General features: G+C 55.8%; 12 protein-coding genes. 2 read left to right on the top strand and 10 right to left on the bottom strand.

What is annotated here, in order from left to right; translation table 11 throughout:
• Positions 1 to 55: 55 nt before the first annotated feature.
• From VMW13_03025 to VMW13_03010, 4 genes are all read right to left on the bottom strand, one after another.
• Complete coding sequence (locus VMW13_03025) at positions 56 to 4570, bottom strand: DEAD/DEAH box helicase (GenBank protein ID HUV43784.1); 4515 nt, start codon at positions 4568 to 4570, stop codon at positions 56 to 58.
• A gap of 244 nt (positions 4571 to 4814) precedes the next feature.
• Complete coding sequence (locus tag VMW13_03020; protein HUV43783.1) at positions 4815 to 5450, bottom strand: hypothetical protein; 636 nt, start codon at positions 5448 to 5450, stop codon at positions 4815 to 4817.
• A gap of 16 nt (positions 5451 to 5466) precedes the next feature.
• Complete coding sequence (locus VMW13_03015) at positions 5467 to 6186, bottom strand: ferredoxin family protein (GenBank protein HUV43782.1); 720 nt, start codon at positions 6184 to 6186, stop codon at positions 5467 to 5469.
• 176 nt (positions 6187 to 6362) lie between these two features.
• A complete protein-coding gene (locus VMW13_03010; protein ID HUV43781.1) occupies positions 6363 to 7712 on the bottom strand; it encodes an MFS transporter in 1350 nt (449 codons plus the stop codon).
• A gap of 231 nt (positions 7713 to 7943) precedes the next feature.
• On the opposite strand from VMW13_03010, the gene VMW13_03005 reads away from it, so the two are divergent.
• Positions 7944 to 9188, top strand: a complete 1245-nt coding sequence (locus VMW13_03005) for an MFS transporter (GenBank protein ID HUV43780.1) — start codon at positions 7944 to 7946, stop codon at positions 9186 to 9188.
• A gap of 191 nt (positions 9189 to 9379) precedes the next feature.
• Positions 9380 to 11113: a CocE/NonD family hydrolase gene (locus tag VMW13_03000; GenBank protein HUV43779.1), complete on the top strand. Its 1734-nt coding sequence runs from the start codon at positions 9380 to 9382 to the stop codon at positions 11111 to 11113.
• Positions 11114 to 11182: 69 nt separating this feature from the next.
• Here VMW13_03000 and VMW13_02995 read toward each other — a convergent pair whose 3' ends face one another.
• From VMW13_02995 to VMW13_02970, 6 genes are all read right to left on the bottom strand, one after another.
• Positions 11183 to 11614, bottom strand: coding sequence for a response regulator transcription factor (locus tag VMW13_02995; protein ID HUV43778.1), 432 nt, complete (start codon positions 11612 to 11614; stop codon positions 11183 to 11185).
• Positions 11607 to 12359: a sensor histidine kinase gene (locus tag VMW13_02990; GenBank protein ID HUV43777.1), complete on the bottom strand. Its 753-nt coding sequence runs from the start codon at positions 12357 to 12359 to the stop codon at positions 11607 to 11609. Before VMW13_02990 ends, VMW13_02995 begins: the two co-directional genes overlap by 8 nt.
• 174 nt (positions 12360 to 12533) lie before the next feature.
• Positions 12534 to 13238 carry a response regulator transcription factor gene (locus tag VMW13_02985; GenBank protein HUV43776.1) on the bottom strand — a complete coding sequence of 235 codons (705 nt, stop codon included), beginning with the start codon at positions 13236 to 13238 and terminating at the stop codon, positions 12534 to 12536.
• Positions 13217 to 13639, bottom strand: coding sequence for a response regulator (locus VMW13_02980; GenBank protein ID HUV43775.1), 423 nt, complete (start codon positions 13637 to 13639; stop codon positions 13217 to 13219). Before VMW13_02980 ends, VMW13_02985 begins: the two co-directional genes overlap by 22 nt.
• Entirely contained in the window at positions 13636 to 16221 is a 2586-nt protein-coding gene (locus VMW13_02975) for a PAS domain S-box protein (protein ID HUV43774.1), read from the bottom strand. The genes VMW13_02980 and VMW13_02975 overlap by 4 nt, the downstream gene beginning before the upstream one ends.
• A gap of 508 nt (positions 16222 to 16729) precedes the next feature.
• On the bottom strand, positions 16730 to 17695 hold the full coding sequence (locus tag VMW13_02970; GenBank protein ID HUV43773.1) for an ABC transporter permease: 966 nt from the start codon (positions 17693 to 17695) through the stop codon (positions 16730 to 16732).
• Positions 17696 to 17832: the final 137 nt, after the last annotated feature.

The following is a 17832-nucleotide window of genomic DNA, read 5'->3' as shown; positions in this document are numbered from 1 at the left end:
GATATCCCCCTGTATTCTGGAAATCAAGGTCCGGAGAGTCCTGTACGTCCTGTGTCTAAACTTGTTCTGCGTCTTGCTGCACCTGGCCCGCCTTCCGGTAGAGTATCACGTTCTTGTAGTCGATGGCAACATCGAAGGCTGTCCGGAGTACATCGATATACGGGCTGCGCGCCGCTTCCTCGTCGTTGATGGTCTCGATGGTAATCCGGCGTACCGGCTGAAACTGTCGTGTCAGCAGGTGGCGCAGCGGGCTCAGGTACTCCGGCAGGTGCGGGTCGTCGGGCAGAACCTTGAAGATTAGAGTCCGGCCGTTCCGCCCTGATATTGCTACCAGCCTGGTACCCCGGTAGACAAGGTGTGTGCCGGCAATGCGCCTGGGTAGAGACCCCCTGATCGCTTCAAGTTGGACCCCACACAGGGATGCCGGGTCGGTCGCGTTTATCCAGTAGACGGCATCTTCCGGCAGTCTCCGCTGCAGACGGTGAAAAGCCTGGTGTGAGATGAACTGCGGCCCGGGGATGCCGTGGAAGAAGTAGCCGGCGAGCACTTCCCCGGAAAGCTCCATCAACCGCAGGGCGCGGAAGACATTTCTCCAATGAAAAACAGGCATCTCTCTCTCCGGTAACTCACGGAAGAGGATTCCATACCGGTCCAGCAGGAGTCTTGCCCGGTCCTTCATCCGCTCCTCGGTCTCAAGGAGGTCTTCATCCGGTTCGGGAGCAGGAAGCCGGAACCAGTTGCCCGCGAAGGGAACAGAGCTTCTCCACCTGGCGAAACCGCCCCGGCCGCCGGTCCGTCGACCGCGATGACGGAGGTCTGGTGCAGTAGCGGTCAACTTCGGTACTCTGAAGCGGTTCTCGATTCCCCGACGCAGTGCCGCAAAAGTATCATTGGTGACTCGTCCTCGCCACACTGATTGCCAGAGCGCATTCGACAACTCGTCGGTGCGATAGCCGGACAGCGCGCGCAGTGTCGAGAAATCGTATCGTCCTACCGACCTGGGGAATATGTCGGTCAGGCGGGATTCCTCGTCCAGAGACTCCTCCGTGCCTGTTGCATCCTCTCTGTCTCCCTGCATCAGGTCCAGGTCAGGCTCAAAGCAGAAAGCTACACGACGATTCTCACTGCCCACCCAGCGGAGGTCGCCTTCCTGCATTGCGCTGTCCAGCCAGGAGGTGGAATACGGGTGCAGTCTTGCCGGCAGGATTTCTGATTCCCACAGAGCCGCCGGTGTCGGCAGGCAGAGTAACTGTTCGACGCACCGGAACAGGCCCTCGATATCATCAGCGGGGTCGATAACACCCTGGTGGTGCGCCAGGAAGAGGGGCAGCCACTCCACATCCAGTGGTTCGAAGACAGGGATGGCGCTTGCCCGAGCCAGCCTGAGCAGGACCTCGAAGTTCTCACTATCGCAGATACATTCATCGGTGCTATCCGTCACCAGCGGTCCCATGATTACCTTCTGGGAGTCAATCAGGTCTTCCAGGGCCAGGGACAGGCGTTGCTTCTCGATGCCGAGCGTGGCCTGGACGAAATCATATGTGACCGGACCGTAGAACTGGAACCACTCTCCCAGTACTTCGGTCAGGACTTCGTCAAGGTCTTCTATCATGCCGGTGGCCATACTAACTCCGCCGGCCGGTACAGCATGTGAGCCAACAAGCGGTCCTGTTGCTACCTTCTGTTCTCCGTAAAGGGCGTGGGCGATTCCGGGCAGTGTTTCCAGGGCTGTTACCAGTGCGTCCGAAGCCGCCGGTGGGCTGATTCGTACCAGCCTCTCGGTGAGGGACTCCAGCAACTCATCGGTATCAGTATCGTGGTCGTCGTGCATTACCTGTAACAGGCGCTCCCATTCCGGTACCGGAATCAGCAGCCGTTCCTTGACCCAGTCCACCAGTTCTCGCGGTGTCTCCGGTGAATACCCCGGGGCGAGTCGCTGTCGTTTCATCTCGAACTGCGCTACCGGCTCGCGGGCAACGCCGGGACGGATTCCGGGAGTGAAGACTACGTGGTTGAGCAGGTCGCTGCGCAGCCGGGAAGTCGTTCCCGCTGTCGGTTCGTCGGTCATGTAGACGTACTGGTTGGTCTGCCGCCAGGAGACATTCTGTGCCATCGGGCTCGGGTAGAGAGTATGCGCCTCCGACCATTGAATTGCTCCTGACTCAAGCTCTGCCAGCACCTGCCGCAGACTCTCCATGTCGAATTCGTCCTGTAAGCAGGTACGCCAGGCTTCGAGCAGGATGGGGAAATCATCATACCGTACAACGGAATCGAGCAGCTTCTGTGAGCGCATACGGTTCATCCAGAGTGGCATTCTCTGGCCGATTTTGCCGCGCGTCAGGAGCAATGACCGCCCGGCGCACTCGCGGAATCTGGCCCCGAAGAACCCGGAGCCTTCCAGTCGCTTCCTGAGCAGTTGCTCGACGGTTGCGCTCGATACCAGCGAGAGCACCTCATCGCCACCGACATCATGTGGTAACTGGAGCACAATGCAATCGTTGCCGGTATACATCTCCAGTCGCTGACCATAGCGGGTATCCCAGGCAGCATCCAGCGCCATTGCAAACGGACGGTTGACCCGGCCACCCCAGGTGGTATGCAGTATGAGCTGGTTCCCCGGCACCCCACCCGGCCCCGTGCTGACAGACTCCACTACGATATGGTGTCGGTGGGGAAGGTCACAGCCCGTCCTCTCCTTCTGGCGCTTCAGGAAGGCAACCAGTTGCTCCGATGCAGTGGAATCCATGCGGTGGTCACGTTGCAGCGTATCGATAAAGGCAGCATCATCGAGACTGTTGTTGGCAGTTTCCAGGAACTGGCCGATACGCTCTGAGAAGTGGAAGTCGCGGTAGTTCTCCTCGCCCCTCCAGAACGGTGTTGCCATTATCCTGGGGTTGCCGGGAAGCACGAAGACGTCATTATGCGTGACGCGGTCGATTCTCCAGTTCTGCGTGCCCAGGGCAAATGTCTGGCCGGTCGATGCTTCCCAGACAAACTCCTCATCAAGCTCCCCGATGAGGGCGCCGGTCTCCTGGTGGCGGAGGTGGAAATAGCCGCGGTCTGGTATCACGCCGCCCGAGGTGTACAGTGTCAGCAGAGCTCCTTTCCGGGCGACCACACTGTTGTCGAGCCGGTCAATGGAAATACGTGGTTTCAGTTCACGTATCCGGGCATCGGCGTAGCGTCCGGCCAGCATGTTCAGGACGAGGTCGAACTGCTCCCGGCTCAGGTGCCGGTAGGGGTAGCTGGCGGTAACCTGTATGTAGAGTTCATCGATGTCCCACTTCTCGATGCCTGCCATGGAGACGATGACCTGTGCCAGCACGTCAAGAGGACACAGGACAGGCCCGGTGAGTTCCATGTCATGTTCCGGTATGGCCAAGGCGAGCACCGCTGCTTCCAGCAGGTCCTGAGGGTGCGTGGGGAATATCTCGCCCCGGCAGACCTCACCCACCTGGTGGCCGGCCCGGCCGACACGCTGAATTGCCGATGAGACCGAGGGAGGCGATTGTACCAGTATCACCTCGTCCAGCGAACCGATATCGATACCCAGCTCCAGTGAGTTGGTTGCCACCACTGCTCGCAGTTCACCCTCTCTCAGCTTACGCTCGACTTCGGCGCGTATCTCGCGGGAAAGGGAGCCGTGGTGCACGTATGCTATCGGTGCCTCTTCCCCCTCATTGAGCATCAGCGCCAGTTTTTCGCATAGCCTCCTGCCGTTGGCGAATAGGAGCGTCGAGCGGTTTCTACCGATAATTTCCTTGAACTGTTCCGCCAGCGGCTCCCAGATGGAATCCTGTACCTGACGGTCTACCGCCTCTTCGGGGAACCGCACTCGAATGTCGTACTGTTTCGTTGTATCGGAGCGCACGATGGAGACAGTCCGTGGTGTGTGAAGTGGAGAATGTGCGTCCCCTTCGACCCGGAACCCGCCGATAAACTCAGCCACGGTCTCCAGGGGGCGGATGGTCGCCGATAGGGCAATACGCTGGAATTCGTCATTGAGCGGGACGAGTCGCTCCACGGCCGTCATCAGGTGCACGCCCCGCTTGTTTCCGAACACGGCGTGGACTTCGTCGAGGATTACCGTGGCAAGACCCCTCAGGATTGAACGGCCACCATTGGAACTGAGCAAGAGGTTTAGACTCTCCGGGGTAGTGATGAGGATTTCCGGCGGGTGGCGCTGCATCTGGTGCCGTTCCGACTGCGGTGTATCGCCGCTGCGGGTCAGAACGCGGATATCAGGGAAAGGTATCTCCGACTTCCGGAAGGAATTTCTAAGTTCGTCGAGTGGCCCGAGTAAGTTTCGCTGGATGTCATTGTTGAGCGCTTTCAGGGGAGATACGTACAGGACACTGGTGTGCCCGGTGGTAAACTGTCCGGTCACCAGTTGGTTAATTGCCCAGAGGAATGCGGCCAGCGTTTTACCGCTTCCGGTTGGCGCCGTAATGAGGACGTGCTCACCACCGGAAATCCTCTGCCAGCTATCTTCCTGTACCTCGGTCGGCTGCCCGACCTCCTCCAGGAACCACCGGGTGATAATCGGGTGGAAACGAGAAAGAGTGCTCACGTCTGTCTCCGTAACCAGCGTTTGATGCAGGAGCGGACATCCACCGCCGGATATCGTGCTATGGATATATTCTACTCCTGCCGGTGAGAAATATGAACCCGGTGCCGGTGGAAGGCATCGGTTGGCAAGGAGTATATTATCGCTTCAGTCGAATACCGGGCACGTGCCGTAGTACGTCCACTTGGTGGCTACGGAGTTGTTGAGCAGACGTCGATGATTCATACCGGCCCTCATTGGTTGACCCCTACTCGATAGTACCGCTATCGATAATCTGCTTGAGGAGTTCTTGAGCGCGCTTCGGATTGAATATTCCGCAGGAGCAGGGCCTGGCCAGGATGCGGCTGGCTTCTTCGAGAGAGGTATGGCCTTTACTGACCTCGCCGGCCATCCGCTTCACCAGGTTAAAGGAAATCATGCCATGCCCGCACATGGTGGCAATATCCAGAATGGCCTCCGCGGGCAGCTTGTCTACCTGTCCCCAGATGCCCAGAGAGCATTGCGCAGTGTGGCGCTTGATGCCTGCCTGCTCACAGATATCGTCGACCTCGTCAAAGAGCCCGCTGACGATTATTGATATCCCGAAGTCCGCCTTAATGACGTCCTTCACGAAGGTGACCACCCTCTCCTTATCATCGAAAACGGCGTAAGCGCTGCCTGCCCGCCCGGGCCTGTTGACCACACGCTCAGGGTCCACCATGAATCTGTCCCCGGTGCGCGCCGGTCCCGCATTGACCATGCCGTGCCGGTACGCCATTTGCAGGAACTGCTCTACCTTTGGCCCGGCACCCTCGTCGTTGATACCGTTTGCCGGATAGATAAAGACCACGTAGTCCTTGCTTAAACTCTCTATGGTACCCTGACGGTGGTTCGTGTGTGTCACTGCTTTCCTCCTGCTATCACTCGACCAGAGGTCGTCCCAGTCCCAGGTTGCTCTTGCCGTTGGGACGGAGTTGAAAACCAGCCTCTATGGCTGCTTTCTCTGCGGGCAGGGTGCCGTCCGGTTCGAGCTTGGAGCCGATATTGATACTGATGGCGGTGTCTACCTCTCCGGCGACCCTGTGAAGAGTCTTCAGGACTTCCGGGGCTTTTTCCCGGGTGGTCTTGAACTCCAGGATAGCGGAAAGCACTCGTTCATCGAGGACATCAGGCCGCATTCTGACCTGCTCAAGGTCCTCGAAGAGGTAATAGGTGGGGTTGTCTTTCTCGAACTCCACACCCAGGGGGAGTATTGCCCGTGCTACTGTCTCGACATCTCTCAGCCGTGTACCGATGCCGGGTCGGCCCAACTCGGCGGCGATACCGATACCCCCCCGGGGGTAGCGACCGGTTACGTCGTTGGTCTTGGACTCGTCGGTGCCCCGTCCGTAGATGGCGGTGTTGGGGTGGACTACGCCGGGATTGCTGAACTGCGCCCTCAGGATTCGGGGCCATTCCAACTCCGGTTGCCAGAGTGCCTCGTACTCGCAGCATCCCACTCTCAGACAGACCCCACACTCCACGCACTCGTCCTGGTCAATATACACCGTACCACCGACATCGGCTTCCTTAATGGCCTCTACCGGACAGAAATCAACACACTCGAGACAGCCGGTACACTTGTCCTCATCTACTTTCATAGCTCTCCTCTCTCGGGTATTGGCTCATGCGCTGACCGGCATCGACTGATATCAAGACCAGCACCGGGACACTTTAGGTGGTGGGGCTGGCTTTGTCAACAGAGACCAATATATATCAGCTTGATTTGAACGGGGTAGTTTCCGTCCGGCTTCTCTGTAGTACCATCCGGTGCATATTACATAATGTTGCGCACGTCGTGAATCCTGTCGGGTGGCTTCGGTGGTACTATTAATGTCGAGAGCAAGGCAGAGGCGGCCAGCATTATAGCGAACTGTATGAAGGCGTTCATGTAACTGCCGGTAGTGTCATATATCCAGCCGGCATAAACCGGACCAATAACGCCCACAGGTGTCATGAACATCCGGGAAAATCCCGCTATGGAACCGAAGCTCTTCCTCCCAAAGTAGCGTGCTCTCATCACGGGGTTTACCGTCATTGGGATGCCCTGTCCGATACCGTAGAGAACAAACCAGACATAGATCGTAGTAGTCGTCGGGTTCTGCAGGAAAATGGCCACACCGATGGCTTGCAGAAGATACGACCCACCTATGATGAAGCGAAGGCGGTTGACACTGACCCTGTCGGCAATAAGTCCGCCGAGAAACCTGGCTGGAATGCTCGCTGTGACCCAGATTGCCATCATGCCGGCAGCCTGGACGGGGTCGATTCCCCTATCGGTAAGAAAAGGGATACAATGGATACTCATCACCGGCATGACAAGGCTGTGGAACATCTGCGTTAATATCAACAGCCAGTAAGAGGGGGTCTTCATGGCCTGCCGAACGGTGAACTCTGTCTCTCCAGTTTCAGCGGCATATTCGACACCCTTCTGCATCATCTGCTCCGCATCTAAGGATTGCTCATCAGGCTGGGCACCATCGGGCAATAGGCCGTAGTATTCCGGTCGGTGCTGTTTCAGGAAGAACCAGGCGAGGGGTAGACCGATAATCCCCATTACCAGTCCGCCAATGAAGCAGGTATCACGCCAACCCTGAACAGTTATCAACCAGGTAACGAGCGGCATCACCAGCACGCCGGAAAGTCCGGAGAATACCCACTTGATGCTCAGTGCCAGGCCGCGCTTCTTGATGAACCAGTTCGATATTGCGGTATCCATCGGCAAAGTCAGTGCGATGTTGGTACCCGTCCCGAGCAACACTCCCCAGAAGATGTAGAAGGTTGTCAGGGAGTTGACGTACTTCATCAGGATAAGGCCCAGAGATATGCAGAAGATACCGAGAATTACAATCCATCTAGGGCCGAACCTGTCGGTAATCCAGCCTGTTATGGGAGCCTCGATACCGCCTTCAAACCGGCCGATACTGGCGGCGACAGACGTCACGGTACGGCTAAAACCAAGCTCGGAAGAAATGGGTTTGAAAAGAGCGGAGAACCCATAAGTGTGAAAGCCGTGTCCCCAGAGGGCGATGAGGCCGCCGGTAAGTACCGTCCACCACCCGAAGTACACCTTGCGGAGTCTGAAATTCTTGATTCTGCTCAGCAAATCTTCTTCAGCAACAACCATATAACGAATCCGGGTGCTCCATCACAGGGTACGGGTGTCAGCGACCGCGAGCCGGGAGGCTGGGTGTTCCAGCCGGAGAGGTATGAATAGCTCACTGGCAAGCAGTGTCTACAGTATACCGACCAGTAGTGACGTAGGTCAACATAAGTATCCTGTTTATACACCCGGAACGCTATTGTTGAGACCTGCGGAAATGACGTACAATGAGGGCGCGTCGGTGCTGACCAACCAATGTCACAGCGTGTTTTCTCCGGCGCGAAGGACATACCTCGAAAGGATACCGCTATTTTCAAAACCAGGATGCGCACGTTTTTCTCAGGGCTGGTACCTCTCTTTGTGTTGGCACACTTTGCCCACCACCTGCTAACGGCACTGCCGGTACCGATGCTCCCCTTTATCCGTGATGATTTTGGCCTGAGCTATACCCAGGCCGGACTGGTAGTTTCGGCCTTCAGCCTTGCCTATGGAATCGGGCAGCTACCTGCCGGATGGCTTGCCGACCGTATAGGTGCCCGTATAATGCTTACCATAGGTATCTGCGGGGTGGCGGTAGGAGGGGTCCTGGTAGGGCTTTCCCAGACCTTTGTCATGATGATTGTATTCCTGGTACTGATGGGTATTGCCGGCGGTGGTTACCACCCATCAGCCTCACCCCTGATTTCGGCGTCGGTGAAGCCGGAAAACCGAGGCAGTGCCCTCGGATTTCATCTGGTGGGGGGCAGCGGGAGTTTCTTTCTGGCACCGCTGATTGCCGCCGGTATCGCCTCCGCCTGGGGTTGGCGAGGTTCCTTCCTTGGTCTGGCCATTCCCACGGCAATATTCGGGGTCGTGTTTTTCGTGCTCCTTGGACGGCGTATCAGGGACCCCGTTCTTCAAGATGATGTCGTTGAAGAAGGCAGCGAACAACCAGACCTGCCGAACCGGTGGCGCCACCTGGTGACATTTATGGTCCTGACGGTATTCACCCAGGCGGTAGCCTTCTCCGTAGTCACGTTTGTACCCCTCTTCATGGTAGACCGGCATGGTGTGAGTGAGGGAGCAGCAGCGACCTACCTGGCCATTATCTACTCGGCCGGGCTGTGGGCAAGCCCCCTGGGAGGTTACCTCTCAGACCGTCTCGGTAAAGTACGAGTGGTGCTGGTAGTATCTCTGGTTACCGGCCCACTGATTTATTTGATGAACCTGGCATCGTTTGGTGTCGGTCTGGGTGCCCTGTTGCTGGTGATAGGTGCCACAATGTATGTCCGAATGCCGGCAACGGAGTCCTTCATCATCGCCAACACACCGGAGCGCCGGCGTTCGACGATACTGGGAGTCTACTACTTTGCCGGTATGGAGGCCGGTGGCCTGCTCGCTCCGGTTATGGGTTACCTCATTGAGCGGTTTGGCTTCCATACCAGCTTCACTGCTGCCGGAGCCGCGGTGGTCGCTGTATCCGTGGTCTGCTCGCTCTTCCTGAGGGGCACCAGGGATTAAATCGAATGCTATCTGAACAACTTCTGCGACAAGTTGTGGATTACCTCATCATGCTATCTGCATCTCTTTGTCTGCGCACCGTGGATGTTGTATCATGGGTGGCACATGCCGGGATTACTGGAATGCAAAGCATCTACAGTCAACGGCGGAACGGTAGATTACCCGGCGAAGTACATTAGAAGGAGGAGACCATGGCGAACTCGATTCGTATCGACCGGGACATACCGATGACGATGAGGGACGGGGTTGTGCTGCGGGCTGACATATACCGGCCGGATAACAGCGGGAAACATCCGGCGATCGTGGTCCGTACCCCATATAGTAAGGTAATGGGAGGTGACAGTGACTTCCTGTCAGCGGTGCACGCCGCTTTCGCTGGATATGCCTTCGTGATACAGGACACGCGGGGCAGGTTTGCCTCAGAAGGGGAGTTCATGCCCGGAGCTCCGGAGGACCTCGACGGCTACGACACGATTGAAGCAGTCGCTGCTGAGTCCTGGTGCGATGGTAATGTCGGCACATTCGGTGGCTCCTACCTCGGCCGCAACCAGTGGCAGGCCGCAATAGAAGACCCTCCTCACCTGAAGGCAATTGCCCCTCAGATAACAACGTCAGGCCCCCTGAGTGATTCCCGTCTTGGCGGCCCGATAGACCTGGAGCAGTCCATAAGCTGGTTTACTACGATGGCGATTGACATGCTGGAGCGACAGAGGAAGCAGGGCAAGGACGTTACCGGGGCGCGGGAGATGCTGGACCGCGCCAGGTTCAACCTCAGCGAGGTGTACGAGTATCTGCCCCTCAAAGAGGTGCCACATTTCCAGTTTGAGGGGCTTTCTCAGGCCTTCGGAGCCCGTATGACCGATGATATTCCACCAAATGTGAAGTCTGAAGAAGACCTGCACTGGCCGTATCACAGGGTTAAGGTCCCCTGTTTCCACGCCGCCGGTTGGTATGACCTGTTTTCTGGTAGCCTGTTCAAAAACTTCCTGGGGATGCGCGGGAATGGCGGTACCGAACTCGCCCGGGAAGGGCAGTACGTGCTCTGCGGACCGTGGTCTCATGGCGGTAACCTGCTGGCCTATGTTGGCGGTCTCCATTTCGGTCCGGCCGGGGCCAGTATGGCCACCTTCACCATGGAACGGCACATTAACTTCTTTGACAGGTACCTGCGCGGGATAGAGGGCCGCAAAATGGCCCCGGTCCGCTACTTCGTGATGGGTCCGAACCGGTGGCGCAATGCCGATACCTGGCCGCTGCCGCAGACCGAGTGGCAACGATTCTTCCTGCATAGCAAGGGCCGCTCTAACACGGCGTCTGGGAATGGCCTTCTCAGCAGGGATACCCCGGGTGCCGAGCCAGCGGACGTCTACATCTATGACCCCCGCTTCCCCGTGCCCACTGTCGGGGGCCGGATACTTCCCACAGGCAGCCTGATACCGGGTCCGTTCGACCAGTCACGGATAGAGAACCGCAATGATGTCCTGTGCTACACTACTCCGGAACTCACGGAGGAGATTGAGGTCACCGGCCCACTGATGCTGCACCTGTTCGCGTCGACATCGGCAAAGGATACCGATTTCACGGCCAAGCTAATCGATGTTTATCCGGATGGTTCTGCGTACAACATAGCCGAGGGTTGCATCCGGGCACGGTGCCGGAAATCTGTGCTCCGACCGGAACCGGTAAATCCGGGCGAGGTCTACGAGTACATGATTGACCTGGCGGTGACGAGTATCGTCTTTGGTAGGGGACACCGTATTCGGATAGACGTATCCAGCAGTAATTTCCCGCGAATCGACCGGAACATGAATACCGGGAATCCGTTTGGTGAGGATGCCAAGGGTATTCCGGCGGTGCAGACAATATACCACCAGTCTGATTATGCCTCGTATATCGATATGCCCGTAATCCCGGAGACCAATTGAGAGCGTTCCGGACTTAGAAACCAGGCATAGGAGACTGGCCTTCTTACCGGCGAGGCAGTAGAGCAGGGCTTACGAATTGATAGGAATGAACTCTGCGGGCAGGCGGAGATTCAGCGGTGGTATCATGGGGTGCAGGCCGGCACATATCTGGTGGATGGCCTGAATAATCTGGTCGCAATCGGTTTCCTTAAGGATGTAACCGGATACCCCCGCTTCGATGGCTTCCTGTATCAAGTCATCCCCGTACATGGTCATGGCCAGGACATGCACGTTGGGCATCTCCTGCTTCAACCGACGGGTTGCCGTTATGCCGTCCATCCCCGGCATCCTGAGGTCCATGGTGACGACATCGGGTTGGAGCGTGGCTGCCTTAGCAATAGCTTCCTCACCGTTACTCGCCTCACCGACTACCTTAATCCGGCCGTCAAGCTCGAGCATTCGCCGCAATCCCAACAGTACTACCTCATAGTCATCGACCAGGAGCACACGGATGTCAGACAATCCCTTCACCTCTCTCCTGTCTTTTGTGCATCTGTCCGGATGCGGGAGGGAAGGCGAATTTCACCGAGGTACCCTTTCCCGGACTGCTGTGAATCTTCAGGTAGGCACCAACCAGCGCCGCGGTATCTTTCATGCCGAGGAGCCCAATATGGCTGGGTCGGAACTGCTTATCGGCGATGTTCTTGGGATTGAAGCCGACGCCGTTGTCCTTTATCGCTACGGAAACAGTCTGTTCCTGAAAACGGATCCGGAGGCTGACACGCGTGGCCTGGGAATGCTTGCGAACGTTCGTCAGTGTTTCCTGGACTATACCGAAGGTAGCCCTCTCTTCAGCAGGGGTAAGTCCGGGCAGCACACCATCCACTTCAAACCGACAGTTGATGTCTTCTTCTTCGAGGACATTTGCCATCTGGTGTATCGCGGTGATAAGCCCCAGCTCTTCCAGAGGGAAGGGACGCAAGTCGGATATGATACGACGGAGTTCCCTGACACTTCTCTGGAGTGTTCTCTCAATATCGGAAAGCTCGTTCGTCAGGTGGTCTGAGTCGGATTGAGGCAAAAGACTGCGGCAGGCCTTAATGCGGTAGAGAGTGCCTATCATCCACTGGGCAACGCCATCATGTATTTCGATTGAAAGCCTGCGGCGCTCATTCTCCCGGACGAGGTGTATCTCCTCCAGCATGTTCTCGGGACGGATGGCTTGTTTATTATCCCGGCGAGTCGGTCGGGCATCCCTGACAACCATAGTGCCTCCATGTATAAGATGACGCTTCCACTTACAGGCTAGAGAACTGGGGTAACGAGTACCTGACAAACAGGGGTAATAACCTTACAAATACCTGACAATATCGCATAGGTAGAGATGCAGGATAGTGAGCAGGCTGTGAAGGAGAAGGGCGCTGTGATGAACCGGTCCGCCTTATGGTTCCGGCTTCTTCACCATCATATAACCGATTCCCGGACGTGTCAGAATATACTTGGGGTTTTTGGCGCTATCCTTCAGCCTCTTGCGAAGCCGGGTAATGTTTGCCTGGAGGAGGTTGGTTTCGCCGAGATATTTCTCGCCCCAGACCTTCTCGAGAATCTGATTCGGAGTAAGTATGCGGTCCGCGTTACGAGCCAGATACGAGAGCAGCCGGTGTTCCGTCGCCGTAAGGTTCAGGTACTGACCGTCCAGGGTGACGCGCTGACGGCCGAAATCAATTACCAGGTCACCACATTTCAGTACGGGCTCCCGAGTCTCATCCCGGAGTGGGGCTCGCCTGAGTACTGCGCGTACCCGAGCGGTAAGCTCACTGGCGGAGAAAGGTTTGGTGATGTAATCATCAGCACCTGAGTCCAGTCCCCGGACCTTCTCTTCGTCGATACTCCGCGCCGTCACCATGATTATTGGAATCTGTGAAAATTCGCGGATACGCTGGCAGGCGGTGTATCCATCCATGCCGGGCATCATGACATCAAGCAGTACCAGGTCAGGGTTCTCACCGTCGAATACATCGAGAGCCGCTTCAGCATTACCAGCAGTGATGATGCGGTAGCTTTCCAGTTCGAGTATCCGACGCACCATGCGCAGCATTCGCACGTCGTCGTCAACCACGAGCACTAACGGTTTTTTGGACGACATGCCGACGTCACTCCTTTCAAGTGCACTGTGGAGGAAACTGTCCGTTTCAGGCTGGTGGCGTCAACTGGTTTGGTCAGGTAAGCGGCGGCACCCATACCGAGCGCCCTCTTCCGCTGCCATGCCGCTGCCAGGGCGCTAAACACGACAACGGGTATCATGGAAAGCTCAGGGTCCTTCTTCATCTCCTGAAGCACTACCCAGCCGTCGCGACCGGGTAGCCTCAGGTCCAGAAGCACCATGGAAAGTCCCCGATTTTTCCTGACCAATTTCAGGCCTTCGTTTCCATCGCCGGCTTGGAGAACGCGATAACCTTCCAGTTCCAGCACCCGGAAGGCGAAATTCCGGATGTCAGCCTCATCCTCGATGACCAGGACAGACTCGACCTTGTGTCTGGTCGTCATACTTGTGACTCTCCCTTCAAGATTGGCAAGGCAAAGCGACAGGTGCTTCCTTTGCCCTCTTCGCTTTCCATCCAGATATGTCCCCCGTGCTGCTCTACGAGCCCCTTGCAGATCGCCAGCCCCAGACCAACTCCATCAACTGTTGGCGTCAGTCCCTGCTCAACGCGGAACATACGGTCAAATACCCTGTTAAGGTCTTTGGCCGGGATACCTACACCCTGGTCTGAGATGCTGACCACCAGTTCATCGTCCTTCCGCTCGGCGGACACGGTTATCGTCGTTTTCTCCGGGGAGTACTTGACAGCGTTGTCGATGATATTATCCAGTACCTGCCGAATTCGCTTGGCGTCAACGTCCACCTTCGGCAGTCTCTTTGCCATGTTTAACTGTATCTTATGGACAGGTGCCCTGACTCTGGCTTCAGCTACTGCTTCACGGGCCAGCTTCGCGATTGATGTTGGTGCGCGTTCCAGCTGGAGTAGACCTGACTCCAGGCGAGACATGTCCAGAATATGGTCCACAAGTTCGGTCAGCCGATTCGTGGCTCTGTCTATCGATTCCAGGTACTCGCGTTTCTCCTCGTTTACCAGTCTCTCATCGTAGTCCAGCAGAAGGGTGGCGTATCCCTTGATTATCGATAATGGCGTGCGCAACTCGTGGGAGACTGTGGAAAGAAGGTTGGTCTTAACCTGGTCCAGTTCCTGGTATTCAATGACCTTCCTCTCCAGGGCGCGAAGCTCGGTGATGTCCTGGATTGTACCTGTAGCGCTGAGAGGTATTCCATTATCATCGTACTTAACCTCACCACGAACATGGACCATGGCCTCAGAGCCATTGGGACGTACGATGCGATAGTCATGGTCATCAGGTCTGCCTTCGGAAAGTGCCCGGGTAATTGACTTCTGTGCATTTTCCCTATCATCGGGATGGATGATGTTAGACAGTACCTTGTATGGTTCAGCGAGAGCCCCGGGCTCCAGGCCCAGAATACGGTATGCCTCCTCAGATAGCTGGACAGTATTGTTCCTGATATCCCAGTCCCAGTTCCCAAGACGGGCAATGCGCTGGGCATTGGTCAGGCTTGCTTCGCTGGTACGGAGTATCTCCTCGGCCCTCTTGCGCTCCGTGATGTCCTGGTATATTACCAGAAAGCGCCGTTCACCATCCCATCGCATACCGCTCCAGGATACGGAAAGATGCCGGATTTCACCGTTCCTGCGGACGATGCTCAGTCCATAGGAAGCGAGCAAAGGCTCTCCCCACCGCATCTTTGACCTTCGTTCCCGGTGCTCCTCGTAGCTCTGCGGCGCATAGCGCTGCTTCAGGGGCACTGCTTTCAGTTCTTCGATACTGTCATAACCATAGATATCAAGAAAAGCCTGATTGGCGTAAACAAGCTTGCCGCCCCTGGTCACAATGGAAGTTCCCAAGGGAGAACTATCGATAGAGTTACGGAAATTGCGCTCGGATTTAGCGAGTTCGGTTTCCGCCTGCCGGCGTTGCTGGACGTTCCTGTGAGCTTCTATGATACTCCCGCAGGTTGCCAGGAAAGGCTGGAGGAATTCTATCAGCATGGCATCGTATCCTGTGGGACGATTACCGATGCCAACCATGCCGATAAGTCCCTTGCCGTTGTGCAGGGGGAGTCCAAGAAATGCGTTCAGGCGTGGGTGGCCTTCGGCAACATCACGCCCCCGGAAGTCGGCGGTCGGGTCATGAGCAATAATGTGTTTCCCCGATGACATTACTGCAGCGATGAGGGTCTTCAGGTTATGGAACTCCATGCCGGTGGTCTCGTCGCTCCCGTAGATACCGTTTGATCGACCGCTCCAGGCAATATTGGTGATTGAGTGGGTCTTCAGGTACGGCTCTCCATCGGAATTGTAGAGTACCTGGCCAATGAAACCGTACTCGCTATCGGTCAGGGAAAGTAACTCATCCAGCAAATGGTCGAACAGGAGGCGGGGGTCCGCCTCGGAGATGAACTGGGTTTGCACGCGACTCAAAGCGCTGAGGAGCTTGTTGCGCTGCTCAAGCTGGTCGTTACTTTTCCTCAGTTCAGTGGCACGTTCTTCAACGAGTTCCTCAAGATGGTCACGGTGCCGTCGCAGTTCTCCCTGGATTCGCTTGGGGTCGGTTATGTCGCGACAGGAGTAGAGCACGCTTCCATCCCGGATGGAAACACCTTTCATATCGATGAGGAGGACGCGGCGTTTGCCGGCTTTGTCAGTAATCTCGCGCTCGATGTTGCGCACTTCTTTTCGGGCTTCCAACTCAGCAGGTGCAACGGGAATGTCCCCCAGAAGCTTCGAGATATTGCCCAGGCGGCGCACTTCCTCAATGGAGTAACCAAAAACAGCTTCTACGTTTGGGCTGACAAATGTGAAGTTTCCTGAGTTGTCAGTCATGCAGACGGCATCCGAGATACTGCTGAGCGTGACGCGGTGTAGCTCTTCTGATTGACGGAGTTCTTCCTTGCTATGTTCAAGCTCGGTTCGGGATGCCTCAAGCTCTGCCGTACGCAGGTACAGAGTCTCCAGTTCCCGGAGACGTTGGTCTCTGGTTCTATCATCACCAGTCATGAATTTTGTTACTCCCGACCGAGGTCAGTAAGACAAAATACCGAATTCATGTCAGTTCAGACTGTCAGAGTAATAGTGTCTGGATTCAACTAACCGGGAACCGGAAGGCACTAACAATACACTGACAGAGACCTGACATCAAATACAATAATAAGTTAGCACTTGTCATACATATTGTCAACTGTCAAGTGATTGAATAAGATATGTACTGACAAAGGGAAGTCACAATCGTAAAATATAGTGTCAGATGCCGGGGTGTATATTCACTCGTAGTACTGATGCTGCGTATTTAAAGAGGTGATGTAGCTGGTATCTGGCTATGGTGTGTTCTGCAGGGGATAAGGACGTATGTGCTTTTCCAGAAGTATCGGATACGGGGCACAGGAAACTGACACGGAGTTTGTCTGTGGAAAGAACCCGTGCTGGTTTTGTAAGGAGAATACTGAGAGGGAATGACTGTCAGGTCGGCCGACAGATTAATCACTTACTCTGTCAATGGATATGAATACTACCTGTAGCGTACCCGTGGGTCCAGAAAGGCATAGCTTAGGTCTGTCAGTAAAATAAGTACCATACCGAATGCAGCCAGCAGAGTGTTTATTGCGCTGACAAAGGGATAGTCTCTTCTGTTGATGGCATCCAGAAAAAGGCGCCCCATACCGGGCAGACTGAATATCTGCTCCATTATGACGGCACCACCTATCATAATGGGTACCTGGCCGGATATCATGGTAATCACGGGAATCATGGCGTTCCTCATGGCGTGGCGAATGACGATTACGCGCTCTTTCAGACCTTTTGACCAGGCAGTCCGCACGTAGTCCTGCCGCAGTACTTCAAGCATTGTGGTGCGCAGCATCCTCATTGTCGTTGCCGACATCGCCGTGCCCATGAGTATTGCAGGAATGAGGAATTGTTCGAGGTTGGACATGGGGTCGTCACCAAAAGGAATGTAGCGCATTGGTGGCGACCAGCCCCACCATATGGATGGGAAGACCATAATCATAGTCGCCAGCCAGAAGGCAGGCGTCGCCAGGTTAACAATGGCAAAAGTCCTTCCCAGGACGTCGCCAATGGTGTCCTGACGTATCGCGGAATAGAGACCTATCGGGATGGCGATTATCTGTGAGATTAGAAATGCGAGAAGGCCAAGCTCAAAGGTTATCGGTAGCCTGGCGATTATCTCGGGGAGTACGGGGCGCTTTAACCATAGGGAATCTCCGAAATCGCCGCGCATAAAGATACCCTGCATCCATGTCAGGTATTGCTCATGCCAGGGCATGTCCATGCCGAGCATTGCCTCGACTGCCTCGATGTCCAGCTGCCCACCGGTCGATTCCCTTGACCCCATCTCGATAGCCATCATCTCCACCGCGCTGCCGGGAACAAGGCGAATGGTGAGAAAGACCACTATGGTTACCAATAAAAGAGTGGGTATCATGAGAGCAATTCTTCGGATTATGTAGTTGCGCATTGCTCGTGGCACTCCTTTTACGGAAGAAACATTGGCTCATTCTACATTATAGTGCGGACAATTATCAATATCGCGGAACGGTGACCCGGGCGTCCTTCCCCGAAGCATATGCTGCCCATTCGAACAGTCAACCGGCA

The sequence above is a fragment of the Dehalococcoidales bacterium genome, assembly GCA_035529395.1.
In the GTDB taxonomy this organism is placed as follows: domain Bacteria; phylum Chloroflexota; class Dehalococcoidia; order Dehalococcoidales; family Fen-1064; genus DUES01.
This window is presented reverse-complemented; position numbering and strand designations above follow the sequence as displayed.

Coding starts and splice junctions, on each gene's coding strand:
- VMW13_03010 (HUV43781.1), bottom strand. CDS start 7,712: ATGGTTGTTGCTGAAGAAGATTTGCTGAGCAGAATCAAGAATTTCAGA.
- VMW13_02980 (HUV43775.1), bottom strand. CDS start 13,639: ATGACGACCAGACACAAGGTCGAGTCTGTCCTGGTCATCGAGGATGAG.
- VMW13_03000 (HUV43779.1), top strand. CDS start 9,380: ATGGCGAACTCGATTCGTATCGACCGGGACATACCGATGACGATGAGG.
- VMW13_02990 (HUV43777.1), bottom strand. CDS start 12,359: ATGGTTGTCAGGGATGCCCGACCGACTCGCCGGGATAATAAACAAGCC.
- VMW13_03015 (HUV43782.1), bottom strand. CDS start 6,186: ATGAAAGTAGATGAGGACAAGTGTACCGGCTGTCTCGAGTGTGTTGAT.
- VMW13_02975 (HUV43774.1), bottom strand. CDS start 16,221: ATGACTGGTGATGATAGAACCAGAGACCAACGTCTCCGGGAACTGGAG.
- VMW13_02985 (HUV43776.1), bottom strand. CDS start 13,238: ATGTCGTCCAAAAAACCGTTAGTGCTCGTGGTTGACGACGACGTGCGA.
- VMW13_03005 (HUV43780.1), top strand. CDS start 7,944: ATGTCACAGCGTGTTTTCTCCGGCGCGAAGGACATACCTCGAAAGGAT.
- VMW13_02970 (HUV43773.1), bottom strand. CDS start 17,695: ATGCGCAACTACATAATCCGAAGAATTGCTCTCATGATACCCACTCTT.